Source organism: Klebsiella ornithinolytica, from assembly GCF_030505655.1.
Taxonomy (GTDB): Bacteria; Pseudomonadota; Gammaproteobacteria; order Enterobacterales; family Enterobacteriaceae; genus Klebsiella; species Klebsiella ornithinolytica.
The window spans coordinates 4,777,430-4,791,746 of record NZ_CP130153.1 but is presented as its reverse complement, the minus strand read 5'-3'; the positions used below and the strand labels follow the sequence as shown (position 1 = coordinate 4,791,746).

The window sequence follows — 14,317 nt, the reverse complement described above, 5'->3', positions numbered from 1 at the left end:
GTAATGAAGAGCTATATTGCCGTCGACTGGGGCTCGACACAGCTGCGCGGCTGGCTGGTTCGCGACGGAAAATGCGTGGAGACAATGCAGCTTCCTCTCGGGGTCTCGCGGCTCAACGGACAATCGCCGGCGGAGGTTTTCCACCGGTATCTGACGCCGTGGCGCGCAGCCGCGGAGCTACCGGTAGTCATGGCCGGAATGATCGGTAGCGATGCGGGCTGGCAGGCGGTGCCCTACCTGGCCTGCCCGGCGGCGATTGATGAACCGGGGCGTCAGCTGTTTGCCGTTGCTGACGGCGTGTGGATTGTTCCCGGCCTTAAGGTAGAACAGCGCGGGGATTACAACGTGATGCGCGGGGAGGAGACGCAGCTGCTTGGCGCATCGCAGATAGCGCCGGCGACGTGCTACGTGATGCCGGGTACGCACTGTAAATGGGTGCAGGTTGAACAGGGCGTGGTGCGCCACTTCGCCACCGCGATGACCGGAGAGCTGCATCATCTGCTGCTTAGCCAGTCGCTGATCGGTAAACAGCTTCCCGACCAGCAGGCGGATGAGGCGGCATTTACCCTTGGGCTGGAAAAGGGGAGGGAGGCGCCGTCGCTGGTGGTTGACCTGTTCGGCGCCCGCGCCGCGCGGATACTGGGCGCGCTGTCGCCGGCATCGGTCAGCGACTATCTCTCAGGTCTCCTGATTGGCGCGGAGGTGGCGGCGCTCCGCGAACGCTACCGCGCGACGCACATCACGCTGGTGGGGGAACCGGCGCTAAATGAACGCTATCGTCGGGCGATGGCGGCCCACGGAGTGACGGTCAACAGCTGTCGCGGGGATGAGGCATTTCTGCGCGGCATCGCGAGGATTATCCATGAACACGTTTAAACTGGTCGCGATTTTGCGCGGCATTGGTCCGCAAGAGGCGGCGGAGCATATTGAGATACTGATTGACGCCGGCTTTCGCTATATCGAAATCCCGCTCAACTCGCCGGAGTGGCAGCGCAGTATTCCGCAGATGGTGGCGCAGTTCGGCGCCCGGGCGGTGATTGGCGCAGGGACGGTGCTTAACGTCGGGCAGGTTGATATCCTGGCGCAGGCCGGGGCGAAGCTGATCGTGACGCCCAATACGCAGCCGGCGGTGATTTGCCGGGCGGTCGAGCAGGGGATGCTGGTTTGTGCCGGCTGCGCCACCGCGACAGAGGCCTTTAGCGCGCTGGAGGCCGGGGCACAGTGGCTGAAGATTTTCCCTTCATCCAGCTTTGGCCCGGACTATATTCGTGCTCTTAAGGCGGTGCTGCCGCCTGACGTGCCGGTGCTGGCGGTTGGCGGCGTGACGCCGGAAAACCTGGCAACCTGGGTGCAGGCCGGCTGTTCGGGGGCGGGATTAGGCAGCGATCTCTATCGCCCCGGGCAGCCGCCGGAACAGACCCGGGAGCAGGCCAGACGCTTTATCGCTGCAAGCCTGGTTTAATCACCCAGCGGCTGACGGTCGACGCCGCCGCGGTGGCTGTCGAGCGCCAGCTTGATACGGCGCAGCCGATCTTTCGCCTGCGGTTTGTTGGCCATCGCCAGTTCGGTGGCCAGCACATCCACCATCGCCAGCATGGCATAACGGGACGTGCTGGGTTTGAAGATATAGTCGTTTTCGCGTACCAGCAGCGGTAAGACGAGGTCCGCCTGATCGGCCAGCGGCGTTCCCGCTGGCGTAATTGCAATCACTTTCGCGCCGTACTGCCTGGCGATAGCCGCGCTTTCAATCATCTCTTTGGTATATCCTCCGAGCGACAGGACGATCACCACGTCTTTTGGCGTCACGGCGGAGCTCATCATCCGTACCAGCAGGCCGTCGTTCTGACTGACGACCGGCAGGCCGAGGCGGAACAGGCGGTACTGGATCTCCTGGGCGCAGATGGTTGAACCGCCGCCCATGCCGATGGCCAGAATTTGCCGCGCGTCGCTCAGCCAGGAGACGGCGCGCTTCAGCGCCTCAATATCCAGCGCCCGGCGGTTGGTTTCCAGCACGCCGATGATGGATTCGTAAATGCCCTGCACGCCTTCGAGATCCGGCACATCGAGAATAAAGCGCTGACCGACAGCCAGAGACTGCGCGAGCTTCATCTTCAGCTCACGGACATCTTTGCACCCCAACGCCCGGGCGAAACGGGTCACCGAAGCCTGGCTGGTGTTGGTCAAACGGGCGATTTCGGCGATGGGTAACTCTGCCGCCGCGGCGACATCATCGAGGATAAACTGGGCGATGCGCTTTTCGGTGACGGTCAGTTCGAGAAAGCGATCGGTGATGCAGGAAATGATATCGATCGAGTAGGCCATAGGGAGTACCAGACGGTAAAATTAGCATGATACTTTGTACCATATTCACCCCATAAACACAGCCCTGGCCGGAGACGACTTACAGCGTCAGGCGCATGGCGCAGCGCGTTTCCGGCGGCAGACCGTGTTCCGTTTCCAGCGCCCTTTTTGCCGCCAGTCCCGCCGGCAGCCTTAGCTCGCTCAGCATTGAAAACCCCAGGCGAGTATAAAACGGCGCATTCCACGGCACGTCGCGAAAGGTGGTGAGGGTGACCGCCGGATACGCCGCCTGCCGGGCGCTCTCAATGACCTGCTCCAGCATCATGCGGCCAATGCCTCGCCCCTGCCACGCCTGATGAACGGCGATCTCGACGATAAACAGGGCATCGTCCAGCGGTTCGGTCAGCAGGAAGCCTATCGGTCGTTTATCGGCCACGGCCAGCAGGCTATGGTCAGTTTCAAGAAACAGGCGGTGGCGCTCGGGGCTTATGACTTCGCTTTCCGCCAGCCAGGCCAGCGCCGGAATCTGGCGAAAAGACTGGGCCGCCGAGCGCTCAATCGCGGGCAGGAGAGGAATGTCGTTCTCCTGAGTCAGGCGAAAAGTCGTTGCGGCGGTTATAGTGTTATTTTTCATCGCTTCAGCATAGCAATTTTCGGGAGAAATGCATGGCATTGATAGCCGTCCCAGCTACCGGTTTTAGCAGCGAGCAGTTAAGCACGATCCTCAGCGACTGTTTTGAAGATTACCTGGTGCCGGTTTCACTGCCGGTGGCGGTGTTCGTTCAGCGCTTCGGTTCCGAGGGACTGAGCCTGCTCGACTCCTGCGTCTGGCTGGATGGCGGGACGCCGGCGGCAATCGCCATCGTGGCCCGGCGCGGCGATGAGGCGAGACTGGCGGCTTTTGCGGTGCGTCCGGCCTGGCGCGGCAAAGGCATGGGCCGTCGGCTGATGACGCCGCTCATGGCCTCGCTGCGGAAGCAGGGCGTGCGGCGAATGTGGCTGGAGGTGATCCGCGAAAACTATGCGGCGGTGGCGCTGTACCAGTCTTTAGGCTTTGTTGTACATCATGGGCTGTGCGGATTTGTCAGTACCCGGGCGGAGGATACCGCGGCGGTGCTGGAAGAGGGGGATGTGCTCCCTCTGTTGCGCAGAGCCGGAGCGGAGATCAACGGTCGTCTGCCGTGGCTGATGGATCCGTTGACCTTCGCCACGCTGCCATGCCGGGCGCTCACTCTGAACCAGCAGGCTTTTGCCGTGCTGGCAACCTTAACCTCCACGCCGCAGCTACAGTTTTTGTGGGTTGAGCCCTCCGTTCGCGGCCGCGGGCTGGCGCATGAGATGCTGAGGGCGCTGGCCCGCCAGTTCCCTGGCCTGAGTACTTCGGTGATCATTCCCGAATCATTTACGCCGCTGTTTAGCGCAGCAGGGTATGCGACCCTGGCGCTGAAGCAGTATGAGATGTGCGTGGAGTTCAGCGGGTTACCGCCTGCCGAATGCTAGCGAATGCGTGAAGGCGCCCCGGTTCAGGTCATGAGCCGGGGCGCGGCAGCGTTAACCGTCGCTTTTTACCACTTTAAGATCCACCATGCCGATTCCCAGCTGACGCGGCGCGTGGCCAAGGATATTCCCTTCGTTGGTGGACTGCGGATCCGGCGGAACGATAATCAACGTATCGCTGCGCGACGGATTGTCGAAATGCAGAGTGGTGGTGGAAACCTCGTTGGCCAGGGTGAGGATTTGTTCGCTGTTGCCCACGCGGACCGGGATCGGTTTATTGGCGTTCGGCCCGTAGGCTTTGGCGGTAATCACCAGATCGAATTTTTCCGGTAGCGGCTCTTTATATTCAATCTTCACCTCGCTGCCGAGCTGGGCGTTAGACCAGCGGCCCCACGATTCCGGGCGGGAGATCCCGCTGAACTGCCTGACCTCTTCCGGCGCGCCGGCAACGTTAAAGACAAAGCTGTCGGCTTTGTAACGAATATCGTTATCGACGATCTTCAGGGTATCGACGTTGCCTTTGTAGCGCTGCATATCGATAACGGTATCTTTAAACGCCGTTTTTCCCTGCCACCGGGGCTTATCAACATGCTGCACCTTCTGTTCGCCGCCGAGCTGGCCCTGGGAAACGCACCAGTCGGTGGAGAGCGCCAGCTCAGAGGACCACAGCTGGCCCATTTTGTAGCAGCGATCGATCCACACGAAGTTATCCCGTGGGGCAAAATCGGCCAGCTGGAAGCGCAGCGGGGCGGAATATTCACTCTCCGGCAGCGGCTCAACGCGTTTATCGGATACCCGCAGCAGCAGCGGGAGGCGGAAATGGCTGCCGGAGAATGAGATCGTGTTCTTTTGGCTGTCGATGGTGAAGTTTTTCATCTCTTTCGGGAAGTTCCACAGGCGGATGATATCCGGTTTCCAGGCCAGCACTTTCTCTTTCATATTCATGAAAATACCGGACAGCGATTGCCCGGACAGGCTGCTGCGGCCCAGACCAATAAAGTTATCGCCGCCAAGGATGTCCAGCACCGTGGCGCCGTTGTCCATGGTGTTGCGCTTCACGGCCAGCGTCTCCTGCTGCGGCTGGTCGCCGCGCAGAACAAAGAACAGGTTGCTGCGATCCTGTTTGTTGAGATAGTCCCAGGCGGTGTTTTTCATCGCCAGATGATCGGAAGAGACCACGATGACCGTATTTTTGAAATACGGAGAGGCTTTGATTTTCTCAATCAATGCCGCGATATGCTCCTGACTACAGGTGACCGCGCTAAAGGAGAGATTCTTTTTCCCGCCGATATCATAGCTTTTACGCTGGCAGGTGCGGGAGATAAAACCGTCCGGATGATGGGTGTCGACCGTCAGCGCAAAGAGCGAGAAGCGTTTGCCGGATTGAGAAAGTTCTTCGAATTTTTTCCAGGTTTCATCCAGAACGGTGTCATCGTAGAAGCCCCAGTCATTGCGGTAAGCGGGGTCGGCAACCGTGGTTTTCAGCTCTTCAGCGCCGTACAGGTAGTCAAAACCGTGTGATTTCAGGAACACATCTTTGCCGGCGAAACGCAGGTTGGCGCCCTGTACGAAATAGTTTTCATAGCCGGAGTTTTTCAGAATGTCGCCGAGGCAGATATTCTGCGGGAAGAAGCTGGAGACCGAGGCGGAGGCGTTGCCTTCAAACGGCGCAAACAGAGGAATACCGCACTGGGAAGCCACCATGCCAGCGATGGTGTAATCGGTACCCGGAAGCTGGGTGGTGTTGCTGAAATCGAGGCCTTCGTTTTTTAGTTTGCCGAGTTCGGGCGTCAGATCGGGAAAGGCGTCGTTATCAAAATAGGTACGTTCGAGGCTTTCCCCGTAGATATAGACCAGGTTCAGCTTCGGGTTCGGAATGCTCTTCGCCGGCTCTTTGTAATAGGCGATAAAATCGGGATCGCCGTCGCGGGACTGCGATTTGACCAGTTCGCTGATTTGACGAAACGCCGGGCTGGCATCCACGGAGGCCAGCGCCAGAACCAGCGCCAGCAGGCTGTAGCCGAAATGATGAGGATGGTGGCGGCGACGGCGCAACACCCATCCCAGCGCGCTGAATACGGTCACCAGCGCCGCTACCAGCCCGACGCCGGGAAGAATGTATTTACTGACGCCGGCCCCGGTCAGGCTGTTGGTCAACGTATAGAGGACCGCGTCGTTAATACCGTCCCCGGTGAAGTAGTCGCTGGCATAGAGGGTAATATTAAGCACCACAAACAGCCCCAGCACCGTTAATGTGGCGGCAAACCACCAGGTGTTACGACCGGCTTTTAAGGCATAAATCACCACCGAGGTGAGGAACAAGGCGATGGATAACAACTCTGACACAATTCATCCTCATTAGCGCCAGTTGACCGCTGGCAGGATAGACTATTTTCCACGCTACACTGTAATTGCAGTGCCATATGGCTGCAATTGTAGAGTCATGAAACTGTGCAGTAGTTCAGAATTGGTTTAGAAATGGTCGTTTTTGATCGGGGTCACATCCCTGAACAACGAGGATCGTGTGCTGAAGAATGACGAAAATCATGGCTGGAGCCGCGTTAACAGCGCTAAGGCGTTAAACGCGGCGTCAGTGAAAAAAATCAGGAGAGGAAGTTAACGCCCTGTTTTAAAACCAGATCGCAGGCTTTGGTTTTCACTTTCTCCGCCAGCGGGCTGCTGCCGAGCGTGTTGAGGTTCAGCTGCTGACCGCTATTATTGCTCAGAAGCCCCTGCAACCCTTCCAGATAGCTGGTGTCCTCTTTCTGTTTTTCCGGCGTGCTGAGGCCGAGTTTATCCAGAACCTGATTTTTGACGTTTTCCGTGTTGGTGACCGAGGCCAGTTTTTGTTTGGCGCAGTAGGACATAATCCCGGCGGCATTGTTCATGCTGCTGGCGGTCAGGGACTGACTGCCACCGTTCAGCAGGCTGGTCAGCGAAGACATCGACAGGGCGCCGCTTTCCTGAGAGCCGCTCTGGCTGCTAAGCTGGCTGGCGGCGCTGGAAAGAGAGTCCTGCCAGGAGGCTGCGTGGGCGCCGGCGGCAAAAAAAACGCCGGCAATCAAGGCGGTGCGGAATAAGAATTTTGCAGATTTCATCAGTGTACTCATCATGGTTACTTAAGCATTTCTGCAGTATAACCCCGGCAGAGTTCGGAAATATCTTAATACTCTTTACCGGTGACCCGATGACGATAGCTGTCCCAGTTGAAGATGACCCACAGGCTGTTGCCAAGACGCATACGATCCATGACGCGCTCGCCGAGCAGCTTGTTCATCTCGTCCATGTTGCTGTTGGTCAGCATCCCGGTCGGGCGCTTTGATGAGGAGCGGCGATCGACTATCTGGTTGATGATCACTTTCTCGTAGCGCGACTCCGTCTGCATCCCGATCTCATCGATCACCAGCAGATCGACCTTGCTCAGATCGTTAAGGAGCTGTTCTTCGCTGGTTTCCCGATTGCCAAACGTCTCTTTCATCGCCGACATAATATCAGCGACGGTGATGATCAATACCGATTTCCCGCGGAGCAGCAGCTCGTTGCAAATGGCGGCAGCCAGATGGTTTTTGCCGGTGCCGGGTTTGCCGGAAAAGATAAAGCTGGCGATGTTGCCGTCAAACTCTTCAACGTACTGGCGTGCTCTGGACAGCGCGTTCATCTGGCCTTCGCACTCGACCCGATAATTTTCAAACGAACAGTTCTGGTGCAGCGGACGGATGCCGGAGCGGTTAAACGTCCGCTGCATTTTCATGGCGCGGTTTTCGCGCTCCAGCGCTTCAGAACGCAGTTTGCCCTGCTCTTTTTGCCAGGCCAGCAGCTCTTCGCCGGTTTTAAACGCCGGTTCGACATGGGCTGGCATCATTTTTTGCAGACGCTTCATCAGGTCGCCAACGTTTTTCATGCTCATCCTCTGAAACCTCGTGGAATATGGCTATCTGGTTCGCTGACCGTATTCACATCGCGCCGCGGCTGGCCGCCGTTGCTGGCCCGGCCGATCTGTACGCTGCGCGCCAGCTTTTGCTGCCATTGCACATGATGAAAGACTTTGCTTTCCGCCTGCCAGTAGGCGACAAACGCCGCCAGCTCTTCCGGCGTCACCGGTTGGCTGAGGGCGATGCCCCACAGCGCGGCCATGCGCTGGAAATCAGCGTCCGGCTGCCAGTCGGCATACATGGCGAATTTCCCCACGGGGATAGCGGTTGGCGCTGCGCCGGGTTCGTCGAAAAACTGCGTATCGAGCGCAACATCGCTGCCGGGGCGAGCCAGTTTTGCTTCCAGCTCCAGCAGCTGCGCCAGACGTTCCGGCGTGAGCGCGTAGAACGCTGGGGCATTGTTAGCAAAAACGGCAACCGCGCCGCTGGCCGATTTTGCGAGAACGGCCGCATGGTCCTGAATAAAATCATCCAGGCCGCTAAAATCGGTGGTTAATATTCGCGAAGACATAACACTATCTCAATTCTGAACAACAATAGAGAGGGGTAATCGCCCCCGGATACCTGTCGTTTTTCAGGTGCTTCATTGCTGACTACGGGCGTTAATCCGACCCGCTGGTTTCAGGCAGCGTATCGGGATCCCCGCGACTGTCGCAGTAAAGCAAACTGAAATCCATTGGCTATAGTAGCACAGCGTCAGGCCAAATCCCTGCTATACCCGCGGGCGCTTACGGTACAGCCAGAGACCCGGAATGGAAAGACCGATAGAGAGGGCGCCAACGATGGAGGAAGCCTTGAGGAAATTACTCAGCAGCATGATCATCATCTCTTCCGAGTAGCCAAAATGGCTGATTTTCACCGCCGAGATCATCGCCGTATAGGCGGAAATACCGGGGAACATCGGGATCACGGCTGCGACGGTGAATATTTTGGGATGCGCCAGGTACCAGCGGGACCATTGAATGCCGATGCTGCCAACCAGCAGAGCGGCGAGGAACGTCGCCCATTCAATATTGAATCCTGCGGTCATCATCACCATACGTGAACCGTGGCCGATCGCTCCCAGCAGCGCACACCAGCGCAGCGCGCGCTGCGGTACGTTAAACACCATGGCAAACCCGGCGGCCGGAATGGCCGACAGCGCCATATCCTGAAGCAGCGCGCACAGATACGAGATTATGCCCATCCGCGTAGCCCCCACATGGTCATTGCCATCACCACGCCAATGCAGGTGGCCAGCGTCAGCAGACTGGCCAGCGCCCAGCGCGCCAGGCCGGTATTGATATGCCCTTTAAACATATCCGCAACGGCGTTAATCAGCGGGAAGCCGGGCACCAGCAGCAGTACGCTGGCGGCCATCGCCACCGTTGACGTGTTGGTAAAGGCGGGAAGGCGCAGCATCAGCCCGGAGATGGTGGTGGCGACAAAGGCGGTGATACAGAAGTTTATCTGCGGATGCATCGAGCGATGGGTCAGGAGCTGGCGAATATACATGGCGATAGTGCTGGCGCAGAAGGTGACCAGCGCACCGTCCCAGCCACCGTTGTTGAGCTTGCAGAAACAGGCGCAGGAGAGCCCCACCATCAGAACCACCAGCCAGCGCGGATAGCGCAGCGGCTTAATCTGCGTAAAGCGCTTCTCCACATCTTTATAATCCAGCAGCTTATGCTCGGCCATAATCACAATATGCTGCACTTCCGTCACCACGTGCATGTTAATGCCGCGATCGATGTTTTTACGCGTAGAGGTCAGGCACTCGCCGTCTTTAATCGTGGTGAGCACAATCGCATTCGAGGAGATGGCGCTTTCAACGCTGTCCATGCCGAGCGCCCGCCCCAGACGAGTCGAGAGCTCCTCAACCAGCGCGCTCTCTGCGCCATGCTGTAACAAGAAAAGTCCACACTGAATACATAGTCGCGTAATTGTGCGCTGAACTGCCCGATCTGCTTGCATAAATACCCGCTGTCCGTCACATCCGATGCCGTCATGTCTGTTGTTACTTTAACCTGAACTCGCGCTTTCTCTGAGGGGGACCGGATCAAACAATGTGCAAAAAGTCGCCGCAGGCGGCCGAAATAGAATTTGAACTCCGCCACACTTTCTTAAAACTGTTGAAAAGTGCATTTTTTGTACGGATTTTTGCCTTCTTTTTCTCGTCCGGGTTATCAAAAATGCAGGAGAGAACTTTTATTAAACAAAAAACAAACAAATAATTAACCATCGAGCGTGAGGCAATTCTATGAAAACACAGGTCGCGATTATCGGGGCGGGCCCCTCCGGGCTGCTGCTGGGACAACTGTTGCATCGAGCCGGGATCGAAACCGTTATTCTCGAGCGGCAAACGCCGGAATATGTGCTGGGGCGCATCCGGGCGGGGATTCTGGAAAGCGGTACCGTCGACCTGCTGCGAGAGGCCGGAGTATCGCAGCGCATGGATGCGGAGGGGCTGGTGCATCATGGGGTTGAGTTTTTATTTGAGGGGCAGCGGGTACCGGTTGCGCTGACAGAGCTGACCGGTGGCAAAAGCGTGATGGTATACGGCCAGACCGAAGTGACCCGGGATTTAATGGCGGCGCGTGCTGACTGCGGAGCGCCGGTTATTTATGGCGTCAGCGACGTGACGATTCAGGATGCGAAGAGCGATCGGCCGTCAGTCTCCTTCGTCAGCGGCGGGGAAACCTGCCGCCTAGAGTGTGATTTTATTGCCGGTTGCGATGGTTTTCACGGTGTCTCGCGACAAAGCATCCCGCGTGACATTCTTAAAGAGTATGAAAGCATCTGGCCGTTTGGCTGGCTGGGGCTGCTGTCGGACACGCCGCCGGTCAACCCGGAGCTGATTTATGCTCACCATGAGCGGGGATTTGTTTTGTGTAGTCAGCGCTCACTAACAAGAAGCCGCTACTATCTGCAGGTCCCGCTGAGCGACAAGGTTGAGGCATGGTCGGACCAACGTTTCTGGGATGAGCTGAAACGCCGTCTGCCGGATGAGCTGTCTGACAAGTTAGTGACTGGTCACTCACTTGAGAAAAGCATTGCACCGCTGCGTAGCTACGTGGTGGAGCCGATGCAGTACGGGCGGCTGTTCCTGGTGGGCGATGCGGCGCATATCGTGCCGCCGACCGGAGCAAAAGGGCTGAATCTGGCCGCTTCCGATGTGAACTATTTGTGGCGCATTCTGCGGGAGTATTATCACCGCGGTCGCACCGATCTGCTGGCGAGCTATTCTCGTTTTGCTCTTGATCGGGTGTGGAAGGGGGAACGGTTCAGCTGGTTTATGACCCGCCTGCTGCATGATTTTCCGCAGCAAAGCGAGTTTGATAAAAAAATGCAGGCGGCGGACCGTCGCTATTACCTCGGATCGCGCGCCGGGTTGACCACCATAGCGGAAAACTATGTGGGTTTGCCCATGGAGCCTGTGGCGTAGGGAATCAACAGCTGGAGTTGTCATGCAGGCCACCAATACCGTTCCCGTTTTTAAATTGTATGGCGAAGAGCGCGACTGGCCTACGCCCGATCTCCTGCACTGCGAGTCGATTTTGCAGCGCAGCAGCCTGTATGAGTGGCATATCCGCATGCATCAGCATGCGGAGATGGTGCAGCTGCTCTATTTGCATAAAGGCAGGGCGGAGATCGAAATTGAGGGGACTACCACCGTGATGACCGAATCCTGTATTCAGGTGGTGCCGGCGTTGTGCATTCATGGGTTTCGTTTTTCACCCGGCACGCAGGGCTATGTTCTGTCGCTGGCGCTGCCGTTGCTCAGCCATTTTGAACGCCAGTTTGGCCGCCAGCTTGATGTCCTCGGCCAGCCGCAGTGCGTGCCCGTTAAGCACTCCCGCGGGCATATCCGTGCGCTGTTTACGGCATTACGGGAAGAGTATTGCGAAGAGCTGGATGCCCGGGAAATGATGCTGCACTCGCTTTTAGGGGCGCTGCTGGTTTGGCTGAACCGGCAGTGCCGCCCGACGTCGGTCGCCGAAGGGAAAGCGGAACGAAAGCGCAGCGTCATGCGCCATTTCTCTCGTCTTATTGAAAGTCATTACCGCGAACATCTGCCGCTGGCGGAATACGCCCGCCAGGTTGGGCTGTCGGCGACGCACCTCAATTATTTGTGTCGTGAATTTCATGGCTGCAGTGCCTTAGGGGTTTTGCACCAAAGACTGATGCTGGAGGCGCGGCGTAATTTGCAATATACCACGATGACTGTGACTCAACTTTCTGATTATTTGGGGTTTTCAGATGCGACTTATTTTTCCCGTTTTTTTCGTCGCTATAGCGGCGTATCGCCAAAAACATTCAGGAATGAAATTAAATAAAATATGATGTGACAGGTTTTGCGTAATTCTTTCTAAAGTCTGCTTTCATTTTTTCTAATTTATTGTTGCTCTTTATGTATGCTAATGTCGTTTATTGCTAAGGCCAGCAATGCAATTCCCCACACTAAAATTGGTACAGAGCGTAAGGCCGAAACGTTCGCCAGGGGTGACACGGATTCACCTGGCAAAATAATATTATGGTTGCCAGGGGGCCATCTGTTTTATGCCAGACGTGAATCTTCTACAGAAAACGGAGGGTTTATGTTACCAGGACATGATCAGTGCGGCATCATCATCAGCAAAATACCGGTTATGCAGTCCGGCTTAAAAACCATCACCAGTGAATGTCTCCCCGACTATATATTCAGCTGCTGCCGTTCGCCGGAGGAGCTCACGCTAACCGAACTGGGTCGAACCCGGCAGGTTATTGTCGACCTGTCCGGTGACCTCAGCCAGCCTCAGGAAGTTTGTGAATATTATTGTTTTTTAATGAGTCAGTATAAAGATATTCACTGGGTTTATATTGTCGGGCGCGCCAGCGATCGCGCGGCCCAGATATTTTTAGTCCGTGATAACAGTACATTAGTTTCCGACATGGCGCCGGTGGTACGTTTAGGCGCAGCGATATGCGCGGCAGAAGCGAGGCGCCCGGAGGATGTGTCTGTCACGAATGATAAAGCGACTTTTCTCAATACGCCAACCGATACGGTATCGATGAGCCCGGAGATGATAAGCACGCTGACTTTATCTGAGCGCAAGGTTTTACGGCTTCTGGCAAAGGGCTGGGGAATTAATCAAATAGCCTCGTTATTGAAAAAAAGTAATAAGACGATTAGCGCGCAAAAAAATAGCGCTATGCGCCGTTTATCTTTGAATGGCAATGCGCAGATGTATGCCTGGATTAATAGTGAACAAGGGATGAAAGAGTTGAATATATACTCAGAACATGGAGAGCTGCAGGAATGGAGAAGCGTAGCGAAGCGCAACGCATTGCTGTCATCGAACCGTGCGTAATGACGGAGACGGCGCTTCGTTTTATCTTAAACGATCGTTATAACGAAAATAGTAGCATTCATTTTTTCAAAGATGTTCAGTCATTGACGCAAACGATGAATATCAGGCAGGTCACTGCGATTATTTTTTCGCTTTCCGGTCATCGTCAGCTGCGACTGGAAAGTTTGCTTTTTTTTCAGGAGGCTGCTTATACCCATCCAAATATTCTGCGAATTATTCTGGCGAATAGCGGAGCAGAGCGTGACTTAATTACTCAGCTGGTGCCATTCCAGCTGCACGGCGTTTTAAATAAAGCCTGCGGCCGTGAAACGCTGCAGGAGCAGCTATTTCGGCTACTTGAGCAACAAATAGCCCCCCGTAATGAACCTGCCAGCCGCAAGGCGCTCTACGGTCATCGCCTCAGTTCTATGGAGCAAACAATTCTTCGCTATATAGCCTGTGGCTATTCATTGTCAGAGATAGCGGTGCAGATGGAGCGGAATATCAAAACCATTCGCGCCCACAAGTGCAATGCGATGGCCAGGCTGGGTATCAGCTCCGATCTCGGGCTGCTGAGCGCAGCCGATATTCTGATTCATTTCCCGCCGCCATGCTGCCAGGACGCTGCGGGGGAAGGGATAGCGTAGCCGTGCTCCAGGTATGCTACTGGCAAACATCAATCCAGGTCGCTTCGGTCAACTGCGCCATTCTGTCCGGTGAAATGCGCACTGCGCTATGGATAGCGCCTGCTGCCGGTAAGACTTCCGGGTACTGTTTTAGCGAAATATCGCAGTAGATCGCCAGCGGATTTTCCAGCCCGAAAGGACACACGCCGCCCACCGGATGCCCGGTCAACATCACGACCTCATCACTGCTGAGCATGCGAGCTTTCGCGCCAAATGCGTCCTTCAGTTTTTTATTATCCAGCCGGGCGTTGCCGCTGGCGACAACAAGGATGACCTGTTCTTTCACTTTTAACGAAAGGGTCTTGGCGATTTGCCCGGGTTCGACATGATGCGCGGCGGCTGCCAGGGCAACGGTGGCCGTACTTTGATTTAGCTCGATGATGTCGATATCGGGGGCATGTTCGGCAAAAAACTGCCGCACGGACTGCAGGCTCATTGGGATCTCCTGATTAATGACCGATTTAATCTGTCACAAGGCCGGAGGAGTGTAAATATTGTTGATTGAGAATCAGGAATTATTCCAATTTCTGGATCTTCTTCACAATCACCGTAACCGGTTACTGTAACCGGTTGCTGTTCTGCTCGCTCAGAT

16 protein-coding genes are annotated in these 14,317 nt (G+C 56.1%); 7 read left to right on the top strand and 9 right to left on the bottom strand.

Annotated elements, in window-relative coordinates; all coding sequences use genetic code 11:
• Window positions 1-3: 3 nt before the first annotated feature.
• Both Q1L34_RS22755 and Q1L34_RS22750 read left to right on the top strand, forming a co-directional pair.
• Window positions 4-876, top strand: coding sequence for a 2-dehydro-3-deoxygalactonokinase (locus tag Q1L34_RS22755; protein WP_004857596.1), 873 nt, complete (start codon window positions 4-6; stop codon window positions 874-876).
• A complete protein-coding gene (locus Q1L34_RS22750) occupies window positions 863-1,462 on the top strand; it encodes a 2-dehydro-3-deoxy-6-phosphogalactonate aldolase (RefSeq protein ID WP_165458635.1) in 600 nt (199 codons plus the stop codon). The genes Q1L34_RS22755 and Q1L34_RS22750 overlap by 14 nt, the downstream gene beginning before the upstream one ends.
• Here the strand turns inward: Q1L34_RS22750 and Q1L34_RS22745 are convergent.
• Together Q1L34_RS22745 and Q1L34_RS22740 are read right to left on the bottom strand one after the other, a co-directional pair.
• Entirely contained in the window at window positions 1,459-2,322 is an 864-nt protein-coding gene (locus Q1L34_RS22745) for a MurR/RpiR family transcriptional regulator (protein ID WP_004857599.1), read from the bottom strand. The genes Q1L34_RS22750 and Q1L34_RS22745 overlap by 4 nt on opposite strands.
• A 79-nt stretch (window positions 2,323-2,401) precedes the next feature.
• The gene (locus Q1L34_RS22740) at window positions 2,402-2,935 is read right to left on the bottom strand and encodes a GNAT family N-acetyltransferase (protein ID WP_004857601.1); all 534 of its coding nucleotides are present in this window, start codon (window positions 2,933-2,935) and stop codon (window positions 2,402-2,404) included.
• Between the two features lie 32 nt (window positions 2,936-2,967).
• On the opposite strand from Q1L34_RS22740, the gene Q1L34_RS22735 reads away from it, so the two are divergent.
• The gene (locus tag Q1L34_RS22735) at window positions 2,968-3,801 is read left to right on the top strand and encodes a GNAT family N-acetyltransferase (protein WP_048024231.1); all 834 of its coding nucleotides are present in this window, start codon (window positions 2,968-2,970) and stop codon (window positions 3,799-3,801) included.
• Between the two features lie 51 nt (window positions 3,802-3,852).
• Here Q1L34_RS22735 and opgB read toward each other — a convergent pair whose 3' ends face one another.
• From opgB to Q1L34_RS22705, 6 genes are all read right to left on the bottom strand, one after another.
• Entirely contained in the window at window positions 3,853-6,144 is a 2,292-nt protein-coding gene (opgB, locus tag Q1L34_RS22730) for a phosphatidylglycerol--membrane-oligosaccharide glycerophosphotransferase (protein WP_015585196.1), read from the bottom strand.
• 257 nt (window positions 6,145-6,401) lie between these two features.
• Window positions 6,402-6,896 (bottom strand): YjjA family protein, encoded by a 495-nt coding sequence (locus Q1L34_RS22725; protein ID WP_004857608.1) that lies wholly within the window; start codon window positions 6,894-6,896, stop codon window positions 6,402-6,404.
• Window positions 6,897-6,961: 65 nt separating this feature from the next.
• Window positions 6,962-7,699: a replicative helicase loader DnaC gene (gene dnaC / locus Q1L34_RS22720; RefSeq protein WP_015585195.1), complete on the bottom strand. Its 738-nt coding sequence runs from the start codon at window positions 7,697-7,699 to the stop codon at window positions 6,962-6,964.
• Window positions 7,700-7,701: 2 nt separating this feature from the next.
• Entirely contained in the window at window positions 7,702-8,241 is a 540-nt protein-coding gene (gene dnaT, locus Q1L34_RS22715) for a primosomal protein DnaT (RefSeq protein WP_327204293.1), read from the bottom strand.
• A gap of 201 nt (window positions 8,242-8,442) precedes the next feature.
• Window positions 8,443-8,916 (bottom strand): threonine/serine exporter, encoded by a 474-nt coding sequence (locus Q1L34_RS22710; RefSeq protein ID WP_004857614.1) that lies wholly within the window; start codon window positions 8,914-8,916, stop codon window positions 8,443-8,445.
• Complete coding sequence (locus Q1L34_RS22705; RefSeq protein WP_015585194.1) at window positions 8,907-9,683, bottom strand: threonine/serine exporter family protein; 777 nt, start codon at window positions 9,681-9,683, stop codon at window positions 8,907-8,909. The genes Q1L34_RS22710 and Q1L34_RS22705 overlap by 10 nt, the downstream gene beginning before the upstream one ends.
• A 286-nt stretch (window positions 9,684-9,969) precedes the next feature.
• Here Q1L34_RS22705 and pobA point away from each other — a divergent pair, with 286 nt between their 5' ends.
• The 4 genes from pobA (at window position 9,970) to bglJ (ending at window position 13,686) form a co-directional block, all read left to right on the top strand.
• Window positions 9,970-11,154: a 4-hydroxybenzoate 3-monooxygenase gene (pobA, locus tag Q1L34_RS22700; RefSeq protein WP_327204292.1), complete on the top strand. Its 1,185-nt coding sequence runs from the start codon at window positions 9,970-9,972 to the stop codon at window positions 11,152-11,154.
• Window positions 11,155-11,176: 22 nt separating this feature from the next.
• A complete protein-coding gene (locus Q1L34_RS22695) occupies window positions 11,177-12,046 on the top strand; it encodes a helix-turn-helix domain-containing protein (protein WP_004857621.1) in 870 nt (289 codons plus the stop codon).
• Between the two features lie 261 nt (window positions 12,047-12,307).
• Complete coding sequence (locus tag Q1L34_RS22690) at window positions 12,308-13,060, top strand: helix-turn-helix transcriptional regulator (RefSeq protein WP_004857623.1); 753 nt, start codon at window positions 12,308-12,310, stop codon at window positions 13,058-13,060.
• The gene (gene bglJ, locus Q1L34_RS22685) at window positions 13,009-13,686 is read left to right on the top strand and encodes a DNA-binding transcriptional activator BglJ (RefSeq protein WP_048024233.1); all 678 of its coding nucleotides are present in this window, start codon (window positions 13,009-13,011) and stop codon (window positions 13,684-13,686) included. Before Q1L34_RS22690 ends, bglJ begins: the two co-directional genes overlap by 52 nt.
• 16 nt (window positions 13,687-13,702) lie before the next feature.
• Here bglJ and Q1L34_RS22680 read toward each other — a convergent pair whose 3' ends face one another.
• Window positions 13,703-14,161, bottom strand: a complete 459-nt coding sequence (locus Q1L34_RS22680) for a YbaK/EbsC family protein (protein ID WP_004857627.1) — start codon at window positions 14,159-14,161, stop codon at window positions 13,703-13,705.
• Between the last annotated feature and the right edge of the window lie 156 nt (window positions 14,162-14,317).

What these genes read in the sequence shown, in the direction of transcription:
- Q1L34_RS22695 (WP_004857621.1), top strand. Translation starts at nt 11,177, where the DNA reads ATGCAGGCCACCAATACCGTTCCCGTTTTTAAATTGTATGGCGAAGAG.
- Q1L34_RS22680 (WP_004857627.1), bottom strand. Translation starts at nt 14,161, where the DNA reads ATGAGCCTGCAGTCCGTGCGGCAGTTTTTTGCCGAACATGCCCCCGAT.
- dnaT (WP_327204293.1), bottom strand. Translation starts at nt 8,241, where the DNA reads ATGTCTTCGCGAATATTAACCACCGATTTTAGCGGCCTGGATGATTTT.
- Q1L34_RS22735 (WP_048024231.1), top strand. Translation starts at nt 2,968, where the DNA reads ATGGCATTGATAGCCGTCCCAGCTACCGGTTTTAGCAGCGAGCAGTTA.
- Q1L34_RS22725 (WP_004857608.1), bottom strand. Translation starts at nt 6,896, where the DNA reads ATGAAATCTGCAAAATTCTTATTCCGCACCGCCTTGATTGCCGGCGTT.
- Q1L34_RS22740 (WP_004857601.1), bottom strand. Translation starts at nt 2,935, where the DNA reads ATGAAAAATAACACTATAACCGCCGCAACGACTTTTCGCCTGACTCAG.
- bglJ (WP_048024233.1), top strand. Translation starts at nt 13,009, where the DNA reads ATGGAGAAGCGTAGCGAAGCGCAACGCATTGCTGTCATCGAACCGTGC.
- Q1L34_RS22690 (WP_004857623.1), top strand. Translation starts at nt 12,308, where the DNA reads ATGTTACCAGGACATGATCAGTGCGGCATCATCATCAGCAAAATACCG.
- Q1L34_RS22710 (WP_004857614.1), bottom strand. Translation starts at nt 8,916, where the DNA reads ATGGGCATAATCTCGTATCTGTGCGCGCTGCTTCAGGATATGGCGCTG.
- Q1L34_RS22755 (WP_004857596.1), top strand. Translation starts at nt 4, where the DNA reads ATGAAGAGCTATATTGCCGTCGACTGGGGCTCGACACAGCTGCGCGGC.
- Q1L34_RS22705 (WP_015585194.1), bottom strand. Translation starts at nt 9,683, where the DNA reads ATGCAAGCAGATCGGGCAGTTCAGCGCACAATTACGCGACTATGTATT.
- pobA (WP_327204292.1), top strand. Translation starts at nt 9,970, where the DNA reads ATGAAAACACAGGTCGCGATTATCGGGGCGGGCCCCTCCGGGCTGCTG.
- Q1L34_RS22745 (WP_004857599.1), bottom strand. Translation starts at nt 2,322, where the DNA reads ATGGCCTACTCGATCGATATCATTTCCTGCATCACCGATCGCTTTCTC.
- dnaC (WP_015585195.1), bottom strand. Translation starts at nt 7,699, where the DNA reads ATGAAAAACGTTGGCGACCTGATGAAGCGTCTGCAAAAAATGATGCCA.
- Q1L34_RS22750 (WP_165458635.1), top strand. Translation starts at nt 863, where the DNA reads ATGAACACGTTTAAACTGGTCGCGATTTTGCGCGGCATTGGTCCGCAA.